This is a genomic window from Amnibacterium flavum (assembly GCF_003097495.1).
Taxonomy (GTDB): Bacteria; Actinomycetota; Actinomycetes; order Actinomycetales; family Microbacteriaceae; genus Naasia; species Naasia flava.
On the sequence record NZ_QEOP01000001.1, the window covers coordinates 1,398,431 to 1,416,033 of the forward strand.

The 17,603-nt window shown below is 69.8% G+C and carries 17 protein-coding genes; 15 read left to right on the plus strand and 2 right to left on the minus strand.

The annotated features are described in order from the left end of the window. The first annotated feature begins 76 nt into the window (after positions 1-76). From DDQ50_RS06465 to DDQ50_RS06515, 11 genes are read left to right on the plus strand one after another with little or no spacing between them, the layout of a single operon-like run. Positions 77-1,258, plus strand: coding sequence for a pyridoxal phosphate-dependent aminotransferase (locus DDQ50_RS06465; RefSeq protein ID WP_165829720.1), 1,182 nt, complete (start codon positions 77-79; stop codon positions 1,256-1,258). 23 nt (positions 1,259-1,281) lie between these two features. Further along, positions 1,282-3,303 (plus strand): hydantoinase/oxoprolinase family protein, encoded by a 2,022-nt coding sequence (locus tag DDQ50_RS06470; RefSeq protein WP_116755813.1) that lies wholly within the window; start codon positions 1,282-1,284, stop codon positions 3,301-3,303. Then, a complete protein-coding gene (locus tag DDQ50_RS06475; protein WP_205663577.1) occupies positions 3,300-4,982 on the plus strand; it encodes a hydantoinase B/oxoprolinase family protein in 1,683 nt (560 codons plus the stop codon). The genes DDQ50_RS06470 and DDQ50_RS06475 overlap by 4 nt, the downstream gene beginning before the upstream one ends. A 32-nt stretch (positions 4,983-5,014) precedes the next feature. Further along, on the plus strand, positions 5,015-6,595 hold the full coding sequence (locus DDQ50_RS06480; protein WP_116755815.1) for an ABC transporter substrate-binding protein: 1,581 nt from the start codon (positions 5,015-5,017) through the stop codon (positions 6,593-6,595). After that, positions 6,595-7,698, plus strand: coding sequence for an ABC transporter permease (locus tag DDQ50_RS06485; RefSeq protein ID WP_116755816.1), 1,104 nt, complete (start codon positions 6,595-6,597; stop codon positions 7,696-7,698). Before DDQ50_RS06480 ends, DDQ50_RS06485 begins: the two co-directional genes overlap by 1 nt. After that, a complete protein-coding gene (locus tag DDQ50_RS06490) occupies positions 7,695-8,552 on the plus strand; it encodes an ABC transporter permease (protein ID WP_116755817.1) in 858 nt (285 codons plus the stop codon). Before DDQ50_RS06485 ends, DDQ50_RS06490 begins: the two co-directional genes overlap by 4 nt. Beyond that, positions 8,549-9,433, plus strand: coding sequence for an ABC transporter ATP-binding protein (locus tag DDQ50_RS06495; protein WP_116755818.1), 885 nt, complete (start codon positions 8,549-8,551; stop codon positions 9,431-9,433). Before DDQ50_RS06490 ends, DDQ50_RS06495 begins: the two co-directional genes overlap by 4 nt. Then, positions 9,430-10,254, plus strand: coding sequence for an ABC transporter ATP-binding protein (locus DDQ50_RS06500; RefSeq protein ID WP_165829721.1), 825 nt, complete (start codon positions 9,430-9,432; stop codon positions 10,252-10,254). Before DDQ50_RS06495 ends, DDQ50_RS06500 begins: the two co-directional genes overlap by 4 nt. Then, a complete protein-coding gene (locus DDQ50_RS06505; RefSeq protein WP_116755820.1) occupies positions 10,251-11,153 on the plus strand; it encodes a TIGR03619 family F420-dependent LLM class oxidoreductase in 903 nt (300 codons plus the stop codon). Before DDQ50_RS06500 ends, DDQ50_RS06505 begins: the two co-directional genes overlap by 4 nt. Then, positions 11,150-11,602, plus strand: a complete 453-nt coding sequence (locus DDQ50_RS06510; protein WP_116755821.1) for a DUF4440 domain-containing protein — start codon at positions 11,150-11,152, stop codon at positions 11,600-11,602. Before DDQ50_RS06505 ends, DDQ50_RS06510 begins: the two co-directional genes overlap by 4 nt. A gap of 44 nt (positions 11,603-11,646) precedes the next feature. Further along, positions 11,647-12,849, plus strand: coding sequence for a M24 family metallopeptidase (locus tag DDQ50_RS06515; protein ID WP_116755822.1), 1,203 nt, complete (start codon positions 11,647-11,649; stop codon positions 12,847-12,849). Positions 12,850-13,041: 192 nt separating this feature from the next. On the opposite strand, the gene DDQ50_RS06520 is transcribed toward DDQ50_RS06515, so the two are convergent. Further along, positions 13,042-13,806 carry an SDR family NAD(P)-dependent oxidoreductase gene (locus DDQ50_RS06520; protein ID WP_165829722.1) on the minus strand — a complete coding sequence of 255 codons (765 nt, stop codon included), beginning with the start codon at positions 13,804-13,806 and terminating at the stop codon, positions 13,042-13,044. Beyond that, positions 13,803-14,555: an SDR family NAD(P)-dependent oxidoreductase gene (locus tag DDQ50_RS06525; protein WP_116755824.1), complete on the minus strand. Its 753-nt coding sequence runs from the start codon at positions 14,553-14,555 to the stop codon at positions 13,803-13,805. Before DDQ50_RS06525 ends, DDQ50_RS06520 begins: the two co-directional genes overlap by 4 nt. A 127-nt stretch (positions 14,556-14,682) precedes the next feature. Between DDQ50_RS06525 and DDQ50_RS06530 the strand changes: the two genes are divergently transcribed. Genes DDQ50_RS06530 through DDQ50_RS06545 form a run of 4 tightly spaced genes read left to right on the plus strand, consistent with a single transcriptional unit; the run spans position 14,683 to position 17,600 of the window. After that, positions 14,683-15,657 (plus strand): LLM class flavin-dependent oxidoreductase, encoded by a 975-nt coding sequence (locus DDQ50_RS06530; RefSeq protein ID WP_116755825.1) that lies wholly within the window; start codon positions 14,683-14,685, stop codon positions 15,655-15,657. Beyond that, positions 15,654-16,415: an LLM class flavin-dependent oxidoreductase gene (locus DDQ50_RS06535; protein ID WP_116755826.1), complete on the plus strand. Its 762-nt coding sequence runs from the start codon at positions 15,654-15,656 to the stop codon at positions 16,413-16,415. The genes DDQ50_RS06530 and DDQ50_RS06535 overlap by 4 nt, the downstream gene beginning before the upstream one ends. A gap of 48 nt (positions 16,416-16,463) precedes the next feature. Next, positions 16,464-17,018 carry an Lrp/AsnC family transcriptional regulator gene (locus DDQ50_RS06540; RefSeq protein ID WP_165829723.1) on the plus strand — a complete coding sequence of 185 codons (555 nt, stop codon included), beginning with the start codon at positions 16,464-16,466 and terminating at the stop codon, positions 17,016-17,018. Positions 17,019-17,066: 48 nt separating this feature from the next. Further along, the gene (locus tag DDQ50_RS06545; RefSeq protein ID WP_116755828.1) at positions 17,067-17,600 is read left to right on the plus strand and encodes a YceD family protein; all 534 of its coding nucleotides are present in this window, start codon (positions 17,067-17,069) and stop codon (positions 17,598-17,600) included. Positions 17,601-17,603: the final 3 nt, after the last annotated feature.

Genomic DNA, 17,603 nt, shown 5'->3' on the forward strand with positions numbered 1-17,603 from the left:
GCTTGTAACAATCGGCGCTGTCATTCGACATATTTAGTTCGTACGGTGGGTGTACCCCCCCCGACGAAAGAGCACCGTGCCGCACCTCGCCCCCCACATCGATCACCTCGGAGCCTCCGGCATCCGCGAGATCGTCAACCTGGTGCTCGCCAGCGACCGTGACATCGCGCGGCTCGAGGTGGGCGAGCCCGGCTTCCCGACGCCCGACCACATCGTCGAGGCCGCCGTCCGCGCGGCGCGCAGCGGGATCGGCTACACCCACAGCGCAGGCATGCAGGCACTCCGCGAGGCCATCGCCGAGTCCGTCGAGCGCCGGTACGGAACTGCCGTGCCGTTCGATCGCGTCATCGTCTGCCAGGGTGCGGGCCAGGGGATCTCGGCGGTCCTCAGCGCCGTCCTCAGCACGGGCGACGAGGTGCTCGTCCCCGATCCCTCCTGGCCCAACTACGCCATGCTCACCGTGCTGCACGGTGCGCGTCCTGTCTTCTACGGCCTCCGCCCCGAGAACGGCTTCGCGCCCGACCTCGCCGAGCTCGAGTCGCTCGTCACCGAGCGCACCCGCGTCATCATCCTCAACTCCCCGGGCAACCCGACCGGCGCCGTGCTTCCGCGGGACGTCATCGGCAAGATCGTCGCGTTCGCGGCCGACCGCGGGATCCTGGTCATCTCCGACGAGGTCTACGACGAGCTCATCTTCGACGGCGAACCCGCCGATGCCGCCGGGTTCGGAACCGACAACGTCGTCTCCGCCTTCTCGTTCTCGAAGACCTACGCGATGACCGGATGGCGAGTCGGCTACGTCATCGCCCCCGAATGGCTCGCGCCGACCCTCGTGCACGTGCAGGAGCCTCTGCTGTCCTGCATCTCCGGTGTCTCGCAGATGGCCGCGATCGCCGCACTGCAGGGGCCGCAGGCGCCCGTCGCCGCGATGCGCGACGCCTACCGCGCGCACCGCGACCTCGCCGTGTCCCTGCTCGAGCCCACGATCCCGGTGGTCCGACCCGAGGGCGCCTTCTACCTCATGATCCCGCTCGCGCCGGGCGTCGACAGTCGCACCGCGGCCCTCGAACTCGTCGAGTACGGGGTCGCCGTCGCTCCCGGCAGCGCATTCGGGCAGGTCGCAGCCGACCACGTCCGCATCTCCCTGGCGAGCGGCACCGATGTCCTCCGCACGGGCATCGAGAGATTCCTCACCTGGCACGACGTCACGGAGGCCGGACTGCGCCCGGCCATCGCGGCATCGACGGCAGTTCACTGAGAGACGGAAAGGGCGCAGCCACCATGGGATTCAGAGTCGGTGTCGATATCGGCGGCACATTCACCGATGCGGTCGCGGTCGGAGACGACGGGACGCTCCGCACCGCGAAGGCGCTGACGACGCCCGGCGTGCTCGCCGACGGCGTGCTCGCCGCCGTCGCCGGCCTCGACGTGACCCTCGACGAGGTCGACTCGTTCGTGCACGGCACCACGGCCGGTCTCAACGCGTTCCTCGAGCGCCGCGGGTCGCGGGTCGCTCTGCTCACGACCCGCGGGTTCCGCGACGTCTACGAGATCGGGCGCGCCAACCGGCCGGCGATGTACGACCTGCGCTTCACCGCACCCAAGCCGCTGGTGCCCCGTCGCGACATCCACGAGATCGACGAGCGCCTCGCGCCCGACGGCAGCACGGTGACCGAGCTGGACGTCGCCCAGGTCGAGTCCCTCGCCCGCGAGCTCGACGGGACCGTCGACGCCGTTGCCGTCGTGCTGCTGCACGCCTACGCCAACCCGGTGCACGAGAAAGCCATCGCCGAGATCTTCGCGCGCGTGGCCCCGACGATCGCCGTAGTGTGCTCGAGCGACATCGCCCCCGAGTGGCGCGAATACGAGCGCACCAGCACGACCGCGGTCTCGGCGTACATCGCGCCCATCGTCCTCGAGTACCTGCGGGTCCTCGAATCGTCGCTCCAGGACGGCGGCCTGAGCAGTGCGCTCAAGGTCATGCAGTCCAACGGCGGCGTCATGACAGTCGACCGGGCCAGGGAGCGTGCCGTGCAGACACTCTTCTCCGGTCCGGTCGGCGGCACCATGGCCGGTGTCGCCGTCGCGAACGACCTCGGACTCGACAAGCTCCTCTGCGTCGACATGGGAGGCACGTCCTTCGATGTGAGCCTCGTCGTCGACGGCGAGGCCGACATCGCCTCGCAGACCGAGCTCGAAGGTCACCCGCTCCTCGCCCCGTCCGTCGTCATGCACACGATCGGTGCAGGCGGCGGATCTGTTGCGCACGTCGTCGCCGGCGCGCTCCGGGTCGGACCCCGATCGGCCGGCTCGGTCCCCGGACCCGCGAGCTACGGCCGCGGCGGCACCGAGCCGACGGTCACCGACGCGAACCTGCTGCTCGGGCGACTGCCCGACGTCGCGCTGCTCGGCGGAACCCTCGCCCTCGACAAGTCCGCCGCCCGCGACGCGGCCGAGCGGGTGGGCGACGCCCTCGGACTCGACGTCGAGCAGACCGCGCTCGGCATCGTCGCGGTCGCCGATGCGGCGATGGCGAACGCGATCCGCGAGATCACCGTCGCCCGCGGCATCGACCCGCGCGACTTCGGGCTGCTCGCCTTCGGCGGTGCGGGTCCCCTGCACGCCGTCTCGATCGCGGATGAGCTCGAGCTCGGCCAGGTCATCGTGCCCGGCAGCCCGGGCGTGCTCTCCGCCTGGGGCATGGTCCACACGGACCTGCGCCACGACCTCGTGCAGAGCTTCTTCCACGGTCTCGACGACCTCGGACCCGACGTGCTGAAGGGAGCGACCACAGCGCTCCTCGACCGCGGCGCCGCACTGCTCGACACCGACGGCGTCGCGCCCGACCAGGTCGACCTCGCACCCGGCCTCGACGTCCGCTACCTCGGCCAGGAGTACACGCTGACCGTCGGCTTCGATCCGGACGCCGAGCCGGAGGAGGTCCTCGCCGGACTGCAGACCCGCTTCGACGCCGAGCACCTCGAGCGCTTCGGGCACAACAACCCGGGGGAGAAGGTCGAGGTCGTCGCCCTCCGCCTCGTCGCCCGCGGTCTCACTCCTCGCCCACCCGCCGTCGACTCCGCTGCGGGGGACGAGCCCGTCGTCCTCGGCCAGCAGAGCGTCCGCTACGCCGGCGACACCCTCGACAGCGTCGTCTACGACCGCGCATCCGTCCGGCCCGGCCGAGCGGTCGCGGGGCCGGCGATCCTGCTCGAACCCGGCTGCACCGTCCTCGTTCCGCCCGGATGGGTCGCGACCCCGTCGGCTCACGGACACCTCGTGCTCGAAAGGAGCGCCTCGTGACTCTCCAGACCACCGAACCCGACGTCGCGCTGCGCGTCGACCCCGTGACCGTCGAGGTCATCCGCAACGCGTTCGACTCGATCGCCGCGCAGATGAACAACAACCTCGCGCGATCCGCCTACACGCCGATCATCTACGAGATGAAGGACTGCAGCGTCGGTCTCTTCAACGCCGACGGCCACCTGCTCGGCCAGGCGCCCGGCCTGCCCATCTTCCTCGGGGCGCTCGACGCGGCCATCGCCGTCACGACCGAGCACATCGGCGGACCCGAGAACTACCGCGAGGGCGATGTCTTCGCCATCAACGACAGCTACCTTGTCGGCAGCCACCTCAACGACCTGTCGATCTTCTCGCCCATCTTCTACGAGGGGCGGCTGATCGGCTTCGGCGCGACCAAGGCGCACTGGCTCGACATCGGCGCGAAGGACGCCGGTCAGGCGATGGACTCGACGAACATCTACCAGGAGGGCTACCGTCTCGGCCCCACCTACCTGTACCGCGCGGGCGTCCGCGACGACCAGACCATCGACTTCCTGATGCGCAACTCGCGCCTGCCGCGCTCCATCTGGGGCGACATGCACGCGCAGGTCGCTGCCTGCCACACCGGCGAGAAGATGCTGCAGCGCCTCTACGACAGGTTCGGCGGCGAGACCGTCGAGGCCGCGTCCGAGCAGGTCTTCGAGCAGTGCGAGCGCCTCGACCGCGAGACGGTCTCCGCGATCCCGGACGGGGTCTACTCCGCCGAAGCGTCACTCGACTCCTGGGGACCCAACGGCCAGCCCGTCCCGGTGAAGGTCACCGTCACCGTCTCGGGCGGCGAGATCCTGCTCGACCTCAGCGGTTCCAGCCCGCAGACGCCCGGATCGATGAACTGCGGCTACGCCCAGACCGTCTCGGCGGCACGCCTCGCCTACAAGTTCCTCATCAACCCCGAGACGCCGGTCACCGCCGGCACGTTCCGCAACATGACGGTCAAGACCGAGCCGCGCACCGTCTTCGACGCGCGCGAACCCGCGGCCTGCCAGTTCTACTACCCGCACCTCGGCATGATGATCGACCTGTTCATCAAGGCGCTCGCGCCGGCGCTGCCCGACATGGTCAACGCCGGCCAGACCGCCGACTCGATGAACATCCTGTTCGCCGGCACCGACAACTCGGGCGAGCCGTTCTTCTGCGGCGAGGCCACCGGCGTCGGCTGGGGTGCGCTCTCCGACCGCGACGGCGCCAACGGCCAGATCAACTACGGCGGAGGCGACCTCAAGAACTACCCCATCGAGGTGATCGAGTCGCGCTACCCGATCCGCATCACCGGATACGGCCTGCAGGCCGACTCCGGCGGCGAGGGCACCCACCGCGGAGGCCTCGGCATCTGGCGGTCCTACGAGACGCTCGCCGAGTCGACGACCGTGTCGCTGTGGTTCGAGAGGTCGAAGCTCCCCGCCTGGGGACTCTTCGGCGGCTCGAGCGGGCAGCCGACCGATGTCGTCGTCGATCGCGGCGACGGCGAGGAGCACATCCTCAAGGTCAACGCCCTTCCCCTCCCCAAAGGCTCCCGCGTCCGCATTCAGACCGGCGGCGGCGGCGGGTACGGCGATCCGACACTCCGCGACGCGAAAGCGATCGAGGAGGACCTGATCGACGGCTACACCACGGCTCCATCCCTTGCACCGCAGTCCTAATCCCTCCAAGCCAAAGTAAGGACCATCCCCACATGATCCGCAGAAGATCCGCCGCCGTCGCGGCCGGCGCCGCCGTCACGGTGTTCGCGCTCACGGCGTGCGGCCAGCAGGCCGCCTCCTCCTCGGGCTCCGACGAGGTCACCGCCGTGTTCTCCAACATCGCAGAGACCACGACCCTCGACCCCGCGATCGCGTTCTCGTCCGACGGCTTCGAGTTCGTACGCAACGTGTACGACTCGCTGACGCAGTACGAGCCCGGCGGCGTCGAGATCGGCCCCGGCATCGCCGAGAGCTGGGAAGCCAACGACGACGCGACCGAATACACCTTCACCCTCCGCGAGGGGCTGACCTTCCACGACGGCACCGACCTGACCGCCGACGACGTCGTCTCCTCGATCGAGCGAGTCCAGGCCGTCAACCAGGGTCCCGCGTCGATCATCGCGGGCATCAGCTCGGTCGAGGCCACCGACGACACGACCGTCGTCGTCGACCTCTCGGCATCCGACGTCTTCCTCCCCGGCAAGCTGCAGAAGATCGCGATCGTGAGCGGCGACGCCATCGAGGCGAACGCCACCGACGACGACCCGTGGGCTCAGGACTGGTTCGCCGACAACGAGGCGGGCTCCGGCGCGTACGAGCTCGACTCGTGGGCCAAGGGGAGCGCCATCGAGCTGACCGCGTTCGAGGACTACTACCTCGACTGGGACGACGCAGCGCCCAAGAAGGTCACCCTCCGGGTCGACGCCGACGTGCAGACCGCGCTCCAGCTGATGGGCCAGGGCGAGATCGACATGCTCGGTGCCGTCGGACCCGACGACTCGGCGTCCGCGGCCGCCATGGACGGCGTCAAGCTCGTCGAGCAGTCCGGGCTCTCCGTGCAGATCCTGCCGCTCAACACCCAGAAGGGCGCCCTCGCCGACGTCCGCGTCCGCGAGGCCCTCTCGAAGGCGTTCGACTACCAGGCGATGCTCGACTACTACCAGGGCTACGGCGACCTCGCCGTCGGACCCCTGCCGACGGGCTTCGGCGGCGGCATCGAGGATCTCGCGGTCCCCGAGCGCGACGTCGAGGGCGCCAAGGCGCTCCTCGCCGAGGCGGGATACGCCGACGGGCTCACCGTCAGCTACCTGGGCCTGTCGGGACTGTCCTACGAGGAGTTCACCGGCACCCTGCTCGAGCAGAACTTCGCTGACATCGGCGTCAAGGTCGAGATCCAGATGGTGCCGTGGGCCCAGATGGTCGAGATCCAGTCGAACCCCGACACCGCCGCGGACATCTCGTTCCTCAACATGTCGGCCGTCTCCGACGACCCCAGCTCGATGCTCACGCAGGGCTACGTGTCGGCGACGATCGCCTCCAACGGCGGGTACAACTGGTCCTACTTCCAGGACCCGGAGGTCGACGCCATGGTCGCGGAGCTCCCGACGATCAGCGACGAGACGGAACGCGACCAGGCCGTCATCGACGCGGTGACCGCGATCAACGAGCAGTACGTCGCGATCTTCGCCTCGCAGCCCAAGCTCGCACAGCCCGTCCTCGACAAGTGGGACGTGCAGTACGAGGTGATGGACTACAACTACGTCGTGCGATTCTTCTACGCACGAGCGAGCTGATGACGAACGACGCGACCCTGCAGAAGTCCCCGGTCCGGCCCTCGCGCCGGGCCGGGGGCTCCGGCCCGGGTGCACGCCCGGCCCGCGGAGGATGGCTCCGTCGCCTCGCGACCAGGATCCTGTGGATCTTCGTCGTCGTCTGGGCGGCCGTGAGCCTCACCTTCGTGCTCGGTCGCGTCGTTCCCGCAGACCCGGCACGCCTGGCGGCCGGCCTCAACGCCGGCCCCGAGCAGGTGGCGGAGGTCCGGCGTCAGCTCGGCCTCGACCTGCCGCTCTGGGACCAGTACCTCAACTACCTCGGCGGCATCCTCCGCCTCGACTTGGGCGACTCGATCCAATCGCGCCAGCCCGTGCTGCAGGACATCCTCTACTTCCTGCCTCCGACCCTCGAGCTCGTCTTCATCGCGGCATTCACCTACGCGGTGATCGGTGTCAGCCTCGGCGTCGTCTGGGCACTCCTCCCCGACGGCTTCCGATCGAAGCTCATCAACGTCATCTCCGTCATCGGTGCCGCCCTCCCGGTGTTCTGGATCGGCCTGCTCCTGCAGTTGGCCGTCGCATCCGGCCTCGGCTGGCTGCCCGTGTCGGGGACCCTCGACTACGGCGATTACGGGCTCGCCCGCATCACCGGGTTCACGGTCCTCGACTCCCTCCTCGGCGGCAACACCTACGCCCTCGGAGACGCGATCGCCCACCTGATCCTCCCCGTCACCGCTCTCGTCGTCAGCCAGCTGGGCATCGCGCTCCGGCTGACCCGCACGACCGTCTCGGCGGAACTGAAGAAGCCGTACGTGCGCACCGCCCGGGCGCGCGGCGAGTCCGAGGGCAAGGTCGTGATCGTCGACGTGCTCCGCAACTCGCTGGCCCCGGTCATCACCATGCTCGGGCTCCAGTTCGGCTGGCTGCTCGGCGGCACGATCATCGTCGAGGTCGTCTTCTCCTGGCCCGGTCTCGGCCTCTACGCCTTCAACGCCTTCCGCACGTTCGACTACAACCCGATCCTCGGCATCACGCTCGTCATCACGGCGACGTTCGTGATCGTGAACGAGCTCACCGACCAGATCATCCGCTGGCTCGACCCCCGAGTGAAGGAGCTCGCATGACCTCCGCAGCGCTCATCACCCGATCGACCGCGCGCGTCCGCCCGACCGCCCGCCGCATCGTCGGCGTCATCGCCCTCGTCGTGCTGGCCATCCTGGTGTTCTATCCCCAGCTGTTCGTGATCGCCGACCCCACATCGATCAACGTCGGTCAGCGCTTCCTGCCGCCGTCGTTCGCGCACCCGTTCGGAACCGACGACGCCGGCCGCGACATCTTCTCCCGCATGGTGCTCGGTGCCCGGATCTCGATCGGCTGCGCGATCATCGTCGTCGTCTCGGCCGCCGCCGTCGGAACCGTCATCGGCGCCATCGGCGGCTGGATCGGCGGCTGGTTCGACACGCTCCTCAGCAAGGTCACCGATGTCTTCCTCGCCTTCCCCTACCTGGTTCTCGCCATGGCCATCTCCGCCGCGGTCGGCCGCGACCTGTGGTCGGCGGTCCTCGCGCTCGTGATCGTCTGGTGGCCGTCCTACGCGCGGATGGTGCGCACCGTCGTGCGCGGCCAGAAGGGCGAGCTGTACGTGAAAGCCGCGCGCACCCTCGGCGCCTCCGGCAGTCAGATCCTCCGCTGGCACGTCATCCCGCAGACGACCGAGCAGCTCGCCGTGCGCATGACCCTCGACGTCGGATACGTGCTCGTCTCCTTCACCGGGCTCTCGTTCCTCGGGCTGGGCGCCCAGGCGCCGAGTCCCGAGTGGGGCCTCATGATCGCGTCGGCGAAGAACTACGTGCTGAACGCCTGGTGGTACCCGTTCTTCCCCGGGCTGGTGATCCTCGGCGTGGTGTCGCTGTGCGTCTGGCTGGGCGACGGGATCGGCGCCGTCAAGACGGCGAAGAAGGGCAAGGCCAAGCGATGAGCGCGACCGATACCGTCCGTTCCTCCGCGACCGTGCACGAGGATCGCACCGTTCTCGAGGCCGCCGACCTGCACGTCAAGTACTACGGGGCGCCGACCGAGGCGGTGACGGGCGTCGACTTCCGCCTCACCCGGGGCTCGTGCATCGCCTTCGTGGGGGAGACCGGGTCCGGCAAGACGACCTCGGTGCTCGCCGCGACCCGCCTTCTCGAGGGTGCTGCGATCACCGCCGAGCGGCTCGCCTTCGGCGGGCAGAACCTGCTCGGCATGCCCGGCAAGGAGCTGCGGGAGCTCCGCCGCCGCTCCATCGGAATGGTCTTCCAGGATCCGACCGCGTCCTGGAACCCCACCCGCGCCATCTCATCGCAGCTGCTCGGAACCACGCCGCGCAAGGAGCGGCCCGAGATGCGGGAGAAGCTGCTCACGCTCTGCGACCGCGTCGGCATCAAGAACGCGGCCGCCAAGATCGACAGCCACCCCTACCAACTGAGCGGCGGGCAGCTGCAGCGGTTCATGATCGCGGGTGCGCTGCTGCACGATCCGGTCCTCCTCGTCGCCGACGAGCCCACGAGCGCCCTCGACACCTCGGTCCAGGCTGAGCTGATCGATCTGCTCGACGAGCTGCGCCGCGAACGCGACCTCGGCGTGCTCCTCGTCAGTCACGACCTGGGTGTCGTCGCACGGATGGCGGGCGAGGTCATCGTCCTCTTCCGCGGCGACGTCGTCGAGCAGGGCACGGTCGCCCAGGTCGTCGGCGCACCCGAGCATCCGTACACCCGCTCGCTGCTCGCCTCGTCGCTCGGCATGACGGGTCCGCGCAAGACCCGCCTGCGCACCGACGCGGGATGGAGCCCCGAAGCAACCGTGGAGGCCACCTCATGAGCGCACCGCTTCTCGAGCTCCGAGACGTGCACAAGGTGTTCGGCGAAGGCGACACCCGCACGGTCGCCGCGAACGGCATCGACCTGTCCATCGCCCCCGGCGAGATCGTCGGTCTCGTCGGCGAGTCCGGATCCGGCAAGTCGACCGTCGCCAACCTGGTGCTCGGGCTCGTCGAACCGGACTCCGGCGACATCGAGTTCGAGGGCCGGCCGCTCGCGCAGTGGCTCGGCCGCGAGAACCGTGCCTACCGGGCCAAGGTCCAGGCGGTCTTCCAGCAGCCCCTCCTCGCCCTCGACCAGCGCCGCACCGTCGGCTGGTCGATCGCGGAGCCCCTCGTCGTGCATCGGATCGGGAACGCCACCTCGCGGCGGGAGCGCGTCGTCGAACTCCTCGAGTCGGTCGGCTTGAACGCGGAACTGGCCGAGCGTCGCCCCGGTCAGCTGAGCGGCGGACAGCTGCAGCGCGTCAACATCGCTCGCGCACTCACGCTCGAACCCCGCCTCCTGGTCTGCGACGAAGCGGTCTCCGCTCTCGACGTCTCCGTCCAGGCGCAGGTCCTCGACCTGTTCCTCGAGGTCCAGGAGCGGTTGGGAGTGGCCATGCTCTTCATCAGCCACAACATGGCCGTCGTCCGGCACATCTCCGACTCGATCGTCGTCATGTACCACGGCGATGTCGTCGAGCAGGGGCAGGCCGACCAGGTCTGCGACTCGCCTCGCTCCGACTACGCTCGCGCGCTGATCGGCTCGTGGCTCGAACCGCGCGTGCCCGAGTCCCGCGAATCCCGTGACCCGGCCGTCCGGTCGGAGGCGAGCGCGTGAGGATCGGTGTGCGCCTCCCGGTGCCGAGCGTCGACGAGGGCCTCGGCCTCGCACCGTTCGCCCGGGAAGCGGAGCGGGTCGGCTTCGACTCGCTCTGGGTGAGCGATCACGTGCTCATGCCCGCCAGCATCGACAGCCACTACCCGTTCAGCCGCGACGGTCGCGCGACCTGGTCGCCCGACTCCGACTGGTACGACCCGATCGTCCTCCTCTCCATGGCGGCGTCAGCGACCAGCCGGGTCCGTCTCGGCACCGCCGTCCTCATCGCGCCGCTGCGTCAACCCGTCGTGCTCGCGAAGCAGTGGGCGACCCTCGACCGGCTGTCGGGCGGCAGGACCGCGCTGGGCATCGGGGTCGGCTGGCTCGCCGAGGAGTTCGAGGCCCTGGGAGTGCCGTTCCGGCAGCGCGGGGCGCTCACCGACGAGTGGATCGACGTGGTCCGCGCCGTCTGGACGGGCGCGCCCTCGGCGACCGACGGACCGCACTACCCGCTCCCCGCCGGCCTGATCACGAAGCCGGCGCCCGAGGGCGGGATCCCCGTCCTCCTGGGCGGCACGAGCGCCGCCGCACTGCGTCGCGCGGCGGCGGTCGGCGACGGCTGGATCGCCCACGACTCTCTCGCCGAGATCGAACCCGATGAGCTGGGGTCGACCATCCGCTCCCTGGACTCCGCTCTCGCGGACCTCGGCCGACCGCGCGACCGCTTCGAGGTCGTCCTGAGACTCGTCGGCACCTCGGCGATCCACGAGGGCGGAGGCGGGATCCTCGCCGATCTCGCCGCGATCGGCGTCGACGAGGTCGTCCTCGACCCTCCCGAGGGCGGCGTCGAAGCGCTCGCCGCCTTCCACACCGAGCTGCGCCGAGCCGCGGCCCAGACACCCCAGGAGATCTCCCGATGACGGCAGCCACCGAGGTCACCGACCTCGCCGACACCTCCGCCTTCGACGCCGACCAGAACGCCATCTGGGCCGAGCAGAAGGCCATGTACACCGCGTTCCTCGCGGGCGACCGGACGCGCATCGACCGCTTCATCCTGCGCGACGCCACCATCTGGGACGCCGTCACCGAACGGATCGCCCGCGGTCTCGACGACCTCGACGCCATCCGCGCCACCCGCCCGAAGGGCGGCGACGCGCCGGTCACGACCTCGCTCATCGTCGACGACCCGATCGTCACGGTCGACGGCGATCTCGCCTTCTCGCGCCACATCCTCCGCGTCGAGCGCGAAGGAGGAGGCGAGCGCGTCCGCGAGCTCATGCGCGTGAGCGCCGGCTGGCGCCGCATCGACGGCGACTGGTGGGTCCAGCACAGCCACGAGGACCTGTTCTCCGTCACCCCGCTCGACTGATCGCGCCACCGCGCATCCCACGACCCTCCAACGAAAGGCTCACCATGGTCACCTTCGACTACGCCGCTCGCCGTGCACGCCTGTCCGAGAAGCTCGACTCCGCCGGCATCGACGTCCTGTTCCTGCCCGCGTCGCAGACCGACCTCGAGTACTTCACCGGCGTCAAGCGCCCGGCGCCGACCTTCGGCGAGATCGGCTACACGAACCACTGGATCTCGGGCGCCTTCTTCGCTCCCGGCAAGGACCCGCTGTTCATCCTGACCCGGCACGCGCAGGAGTTCCACCTGCCCGACGGCGTTGTCGGCGACATCGTCACGGTGAACGAGTCGCAGGACGGACGCGAGTGGTTCCGCAAGGCGCTCGACAGCTACGTCTCCGCCGACAGGCTGGCCGTCGGCGGCAAGCCCCTCGACGAGACCTGCGGTCATGAGAAGGACGGTCTCGCACGTATCGCCGTGTCGGGTCGGACCTGGTCCGAGACGACACTCGAACTGCGCAGCCACAAGCCCGACGCCGAACTCATCGTCGCCGACGGCCTGCTCAACGAGATCCGCCGGATCAAGGATCCGCAGGAGATCGAGCTGATGACCCACGCCGCCCGTGTGGCAGACACTGTCATCGCCGATGTCGAGAAGATGGTGAAGCCCGGCATCACCGAGCTCGAGCTCGCTGCCGAGATCGACTACCGGATGCGCAAGCTCGGCTCCCCGGGCGCCAGCTTCGACACCGCCGTCTGGGCGATGGGACCCGGCCTCAGTCGCGACGCGTCGGTGCGGCTCTCGACCGATGTGCTCACGCCCGGTTCCGGGGTCAGCTTCGACTTCGGCGCCATCACCGAGGGGTACTGCTCGGACTTCGGGCGCACCGTGCACATCGGCGACCCGAACGCCGAGTACGAGCTCGTCTACGACGTGGTCATGGCCGCGCAGGAGGCCGGGCGTGCTGCCGCGATGCCCGGCGCGACCGGGGGAGACGTTCACCGCGCGACCCGTGCCGTGATCGAGGAAGCGGGCTACGGCGACTGGTTCCGCCACCGCACCGGTCACAACATCGGCCTCGACGTGCACGAGCTGCCGTACCTCTCGGAGGAGGACAACACGCCTCTCGAGCCGGGGATGATGTTCACGATCGAGCCCAGCGTCTTCTGGCCCGGCCGCGTCGGCGCACGGGTCGAGGACGTCTTCCTCCTCACCGAGACGGGCACGGTGAAGATCAACGAGCACGCGAACACCCTCGTCGCCAACTGAGCCGCCCCGCCCGCCCCGCCCGTTGAGCTCGTCGAAGCGAAGGGGCGGGCCCCGCCCGTTGAGCTCGTCGAAGCGAAGGGGTGGGTGGGTCTCGGTACGCCGCTTCGCGGCTACTCGACCTCCAAGGTTGCCCGCCCGCTGAGCGCAGCGAAGCGAAGGGCCTCCGCCCGTCGCAATCAGGGGCGCGTCGGCCTACGCCCTCGAGGACCAGCCGCCGTCGACCGGGAGGGTGATGCCGGTGATGTAGCTCGCGGCCGGCGACAGCAGGAAAGCGACAGCCTCCGCGATCTCCTCCGGCTGAGCGGGTCGCGCCATCGGGATCCGCGCCAGCAGCGCCGCCCGCTTCTCCGGATCTCCGAGGGACCCGGCGGACATGGCGGTGTCGGTCACTCCGGGGGCGACGGCGTTCACCCGGATCCCCGACGGCGCCCAGTCGACGGCGAGCGCCGACGCGAGAGCGATGACGCCGCCCTTCGATGCCGTGTACGCGGCCTGGCCGGGGAACGCGGTGCGCCCGTTCACGCTGGCCACGAGCACCATCGCCGCCTCACGGTCGTCGGCCTGCGCCGACCGGGCGACCGCGGCGGCGGTCCAGAAGCTGCCGAGCAGGTTGACGTCGACCACGGTGCGCACCACGCGCTCGGGGAGCTCGGTCGCCGGGCCGGTGATCTCGACCCCGGCGCAGGTGACCACCCCGGTGATCGGGCCGAGCTCGCTCTCGGCGAATGCCACGGCGGTGTCGGCCTCGGGGGCGTCGGTGACCTCGTGGATGACGGCTGCCGATCGACGACCGGCTGCGGCGACGAGCCCGGCCGTCGCGGCGGCTTCCCCGGCGTCGCGATCGGCGCAGGCGACATCCCAGCCGTGCGAGGCGAGCAGCAGGGTGACGGAGCGACCGATGCCGCGTCCCGCCCCGGTGACGAACGCGACGCGGCGGCCGGGATCGGCGACGCTCACGCGAGCCAGCCGCCGTCGATGACGAGGATGTGTCCGACGACGTACGACGCGGCGGGGGAGCTGAGCCACGCGGCGCCCTCCGCCACCTCGTCGGTTCCTCCCAGGCGGCCGACCGGGATGCGTGCGGCGGCGAGCTGAGCGAGCTCGTCGTCGCTGCTGCCGAGACCTCGCACGAGCGGGGTGTCCATCGTGCCGGGGGCGAGCCCGTTGACGCGGACGCCCGTGCGTGCGAGCTCCCGGCCCGCGGCGCGTGTCATCATCGCCGCGGCGCCCTTCGACGCGTCGTAGGCGATCATCGGACCGGTCGACGCGGTGAACGACGACGTCGAGCAGATGTTGACGATGGATCCAGCGCCGCGGGATGTCATGGCGCGTGCCGCCTCGCGCATCACGAGGAAGGTGCCCCGCACGTTGACGGAGAAGAGCAGGTCGAAGCGCGACATCGGAGTCTCGAGCAGCGGGGACGAGAACGCGACGCCCGCATTGTTCACCACCGTTGAGAGAGGGGTCCTCGAGTCGATCTCGGCGATCGCGGCCACGACCTGCTCCTCGTCCGTCACGTCGAGCACGCGGTGCTCGGCGGAGAATCCGGCGGAGCGGAGTTCGTCGGCCCGGGCGGCGGAGGCGTCCTCGCCGAGGTCGGCGACGACGACGTGGTCGCCCCTCTCCGCGAGCCGACGGGCGATGGAGAAGCCGAGACCACCCGCGGCCCCGGTCACGAGCGCGGTGGGCAGATCATGCTCTGGCATGTCGCAATCGTAGGGAAGTCCGGTAGACGACTTGCCATCCGAGGGCGCGAGAGCAACGGACTTAACGCGTTTGTAACGTGAGACACCTAGAGTCCTTACGTCCGCAAACCACCGGAGGAATCTGAAAATGAAGTTCGGCGCTGGGCTCTGGTGTCTCCAGGCCACGGCCACCTCTCCCCGCCATCACTCGGCGGCCTACCGCGGACTGCTCGAGGACGCGCGGGCGATCGAGGCGTACGGCTACGAGTCGCTCTGGCTCAGCGAGCACCACTTCTTCTACGACGGCTACAGCCCCGCGCTGCTTCCGGCCGCCGCCGCCGCGCTGCAGGTGACGAGCACCCTGCGCCTCGGCACGGGCATGATGCTCATGCCCCTGCAGGATGCGGAACGCGCCTCCACCCTCGCCGGTGTCATCGCGGAACGCTACGCGGGCCGACTCGACGTCGGGCTGGGCCTCGGCTACCGCGACACCGAATTCGACGGCAAGGGCGTTCCCCGCACCGAACGCGTGGCCCGCCATCGCGAGGGCATGCGCCTCATGACCGAGCGCGTCGTCCCGCACGGCGGAACCGTCTGGGCGGGATCGGCGACGCCTAAAGCCGTCGCCCGCGCCGGAGCACGCGGGCAGGGCATCCTGCTGAGCGGCGCCAACCCGTTGAGCCTCGTCCGCGAGCTGGCCCAGGCGCACCGCGCCGGGTGGGAGGACGCCGGCCGGCCCGGGGGAGCGCGCCCCACCGTCGCCGCCCTGCGCAATGTCTGGATGACCGACGACCCCGCGGAGAAGGCGGCCGCGCTCGACTGGCAGCGCGCCAGCTACGTGCTCTACGCGGGACTCGGCTGGAGCGTCGCCGCCCGTGACTCCACGCCCACCATGGACTTCCGGCGCGACGCCGACAAGGCGATCGCCGACGCCGTCGCGACCACCATCGCGGGGCCGGCGGGCTATGTCATCGACGGCCTCCACGAGGTCGCGGATGCGGGAGTCGACACCGTCGTGCTCCGCGTCGGACTCGAGGGAGCCTCGTCCGAGGCGATCCGGGCGATGCTCGGCAGGATGGCCGATCAGGTCGTGCCCGCCATGGAAGGGGTGAAGGCCGCGTGAGGATCGGACTCGCACTCGCCGACGGTGACGGCGTCGAGACCGCCGCTGAGGCCGACAGGCTCGGAATACCGGCCGTCCTCGTCCCGCCCGGGCCGCTCGGGGCGGGTATCGCGCTCGCGTCCGCCATCGCGGCCGTGACCCGCGACACCCGCATCGTCGTGACCGTCCTGCTCGGCGTCGAGCATCCGGTGACGCTCGCCGAGGAGATCTCCGTCGTCGACCACATCTCCAGCGGACGCGTCGTAGCGCTCGTCGACCCCGGAGGTCTGAAGCTCGAGGAGGCCGAGGAGGATCTGGCGCTCCTGCGCGCGTCGTGGTCCGGTCGCTGGGTGCGCCATCGCGGTGCGCGGTGGACGGTGCCCGCCGGCATCCACGGTGAGAACTCGCCCGAGTCCGTCGCCGTCACCCCGCTGCCCGCGCAGCTGCAGATGCCCGTCTGGCTGAGCGGCGCGCTGGGTCCCGCGCTCGCCCTCGGTCGCGGACTGCCGTACTTCGTCGACAGCCCGGAAGCCCTCGTCGCACGCGACGTCGAAACCCTCTCGCTGGCGCGGGTGCCCGTCTCGGGCGATCTCGACGCCGATCGGGCGACCGTACTCGGCTGGGCCGAGGCCGGGCTGTCCCACGCCTTCGTCGTCCCGCCCGACGGCGGTGTCGACCTCGAGCAGCACGTCGCTCGCTACCTCATTCCCGAGGTCGCCATGCCCGGATTCCCCCGCATCATCGCCGAGTCGGAATGGCCCGCTCGGTGGCCGGTATAGCCTCAGCGCACAGCACGCACGGGGGAAACTCCAAGGAAGGGGACGTCAGTGGCGAAACGAAGCCCGATGGCCGCACTGGTCGGTGCCGTCGAGAGGCCGCACGAGCCGATCACGCTCGATGAGACCGACATGGCGCTTCTGCGTGCACTGGCGGGCGATTCGCGACTGTCCCAGCGTGCTCTCGCCCGTGAGGTGAACATGTCGGCTCCTGCCGTCGCGGAGCGGCTCGCCCGCCTCGAACGGCTCGGCGTCATCAAGCACTACGGGATCGAGGTCGACTGGGACCGGCTCGGATTCGATGTCGTCGTCTACATGCCGATCACCCTCGAAGCGGGCGGGGATCTCGAGCCGACGATCGCCGCGTTCCGGCAGATCCCCGAGCTCGAGGAGCTGACCGTCATCACCGGGCAGTACGACCTCCTGGCCCGCTTCCGGCTGAGCAACCACGGCCACCTGCGCGAGCTGCTGCTCGACCGCCTGTGGCAGATCCCGAACGTCCTGCGCATCGAGACGATGCTGAGCCTCGGCAATCTGATTCCGACCACGTACACCGCCCGCATCCTCGGGGCGACGCCGGGACTGGCCGAGCCCGCCGCCGAATGAACGCCCCTGCGGCGCCGGGAGCCCGCAACGCAACTAGGCTTTCCTGCCGTGGCCGATAAGAACCCGTACCTCATCAACGTCCGCGACCTGCTGCGCCAGCCCGGCGAGCAGCGCGAACGCGACCTCGTGTTCGACAACCCCGAGAAGCTCGGCGAGGGCCTGGCATGGGTGCCCGTCGGTCGAGAGATCAGCATCCACCTGCGTCTCGAGGTGATCCACGAGGGCATCCTCATCTCCGGAGAGGTGTCGACCGTCGCCGATGCGCAGAGCGCTCGGACCCTGACCGACTTCGAGCTGCCCCTCGAAGTCGATTTCCAGGAGCTTTTCGCGTATCCTTCTGAGGATCCTTTTGACTACGAGGTTCAAGGCGACCACGTGGATCTTGAACAAGTAGTCCGGGATGCGGTGGTGCTTTCACTGCCGTTCCAGCCGGAGATGCCCGGAGAGCCCGAAGAAGTCGAGCTCGCTGACGGAATCACTCTGGTGCTCGCTGATGACGAGGCAGAAGCCCCGCTCGATGAGCGATGGGCAGCGCTCGGTCAGCTGCGCGAGCAAACAGACGTTCCTAGAGAAGAGAGATAAGCC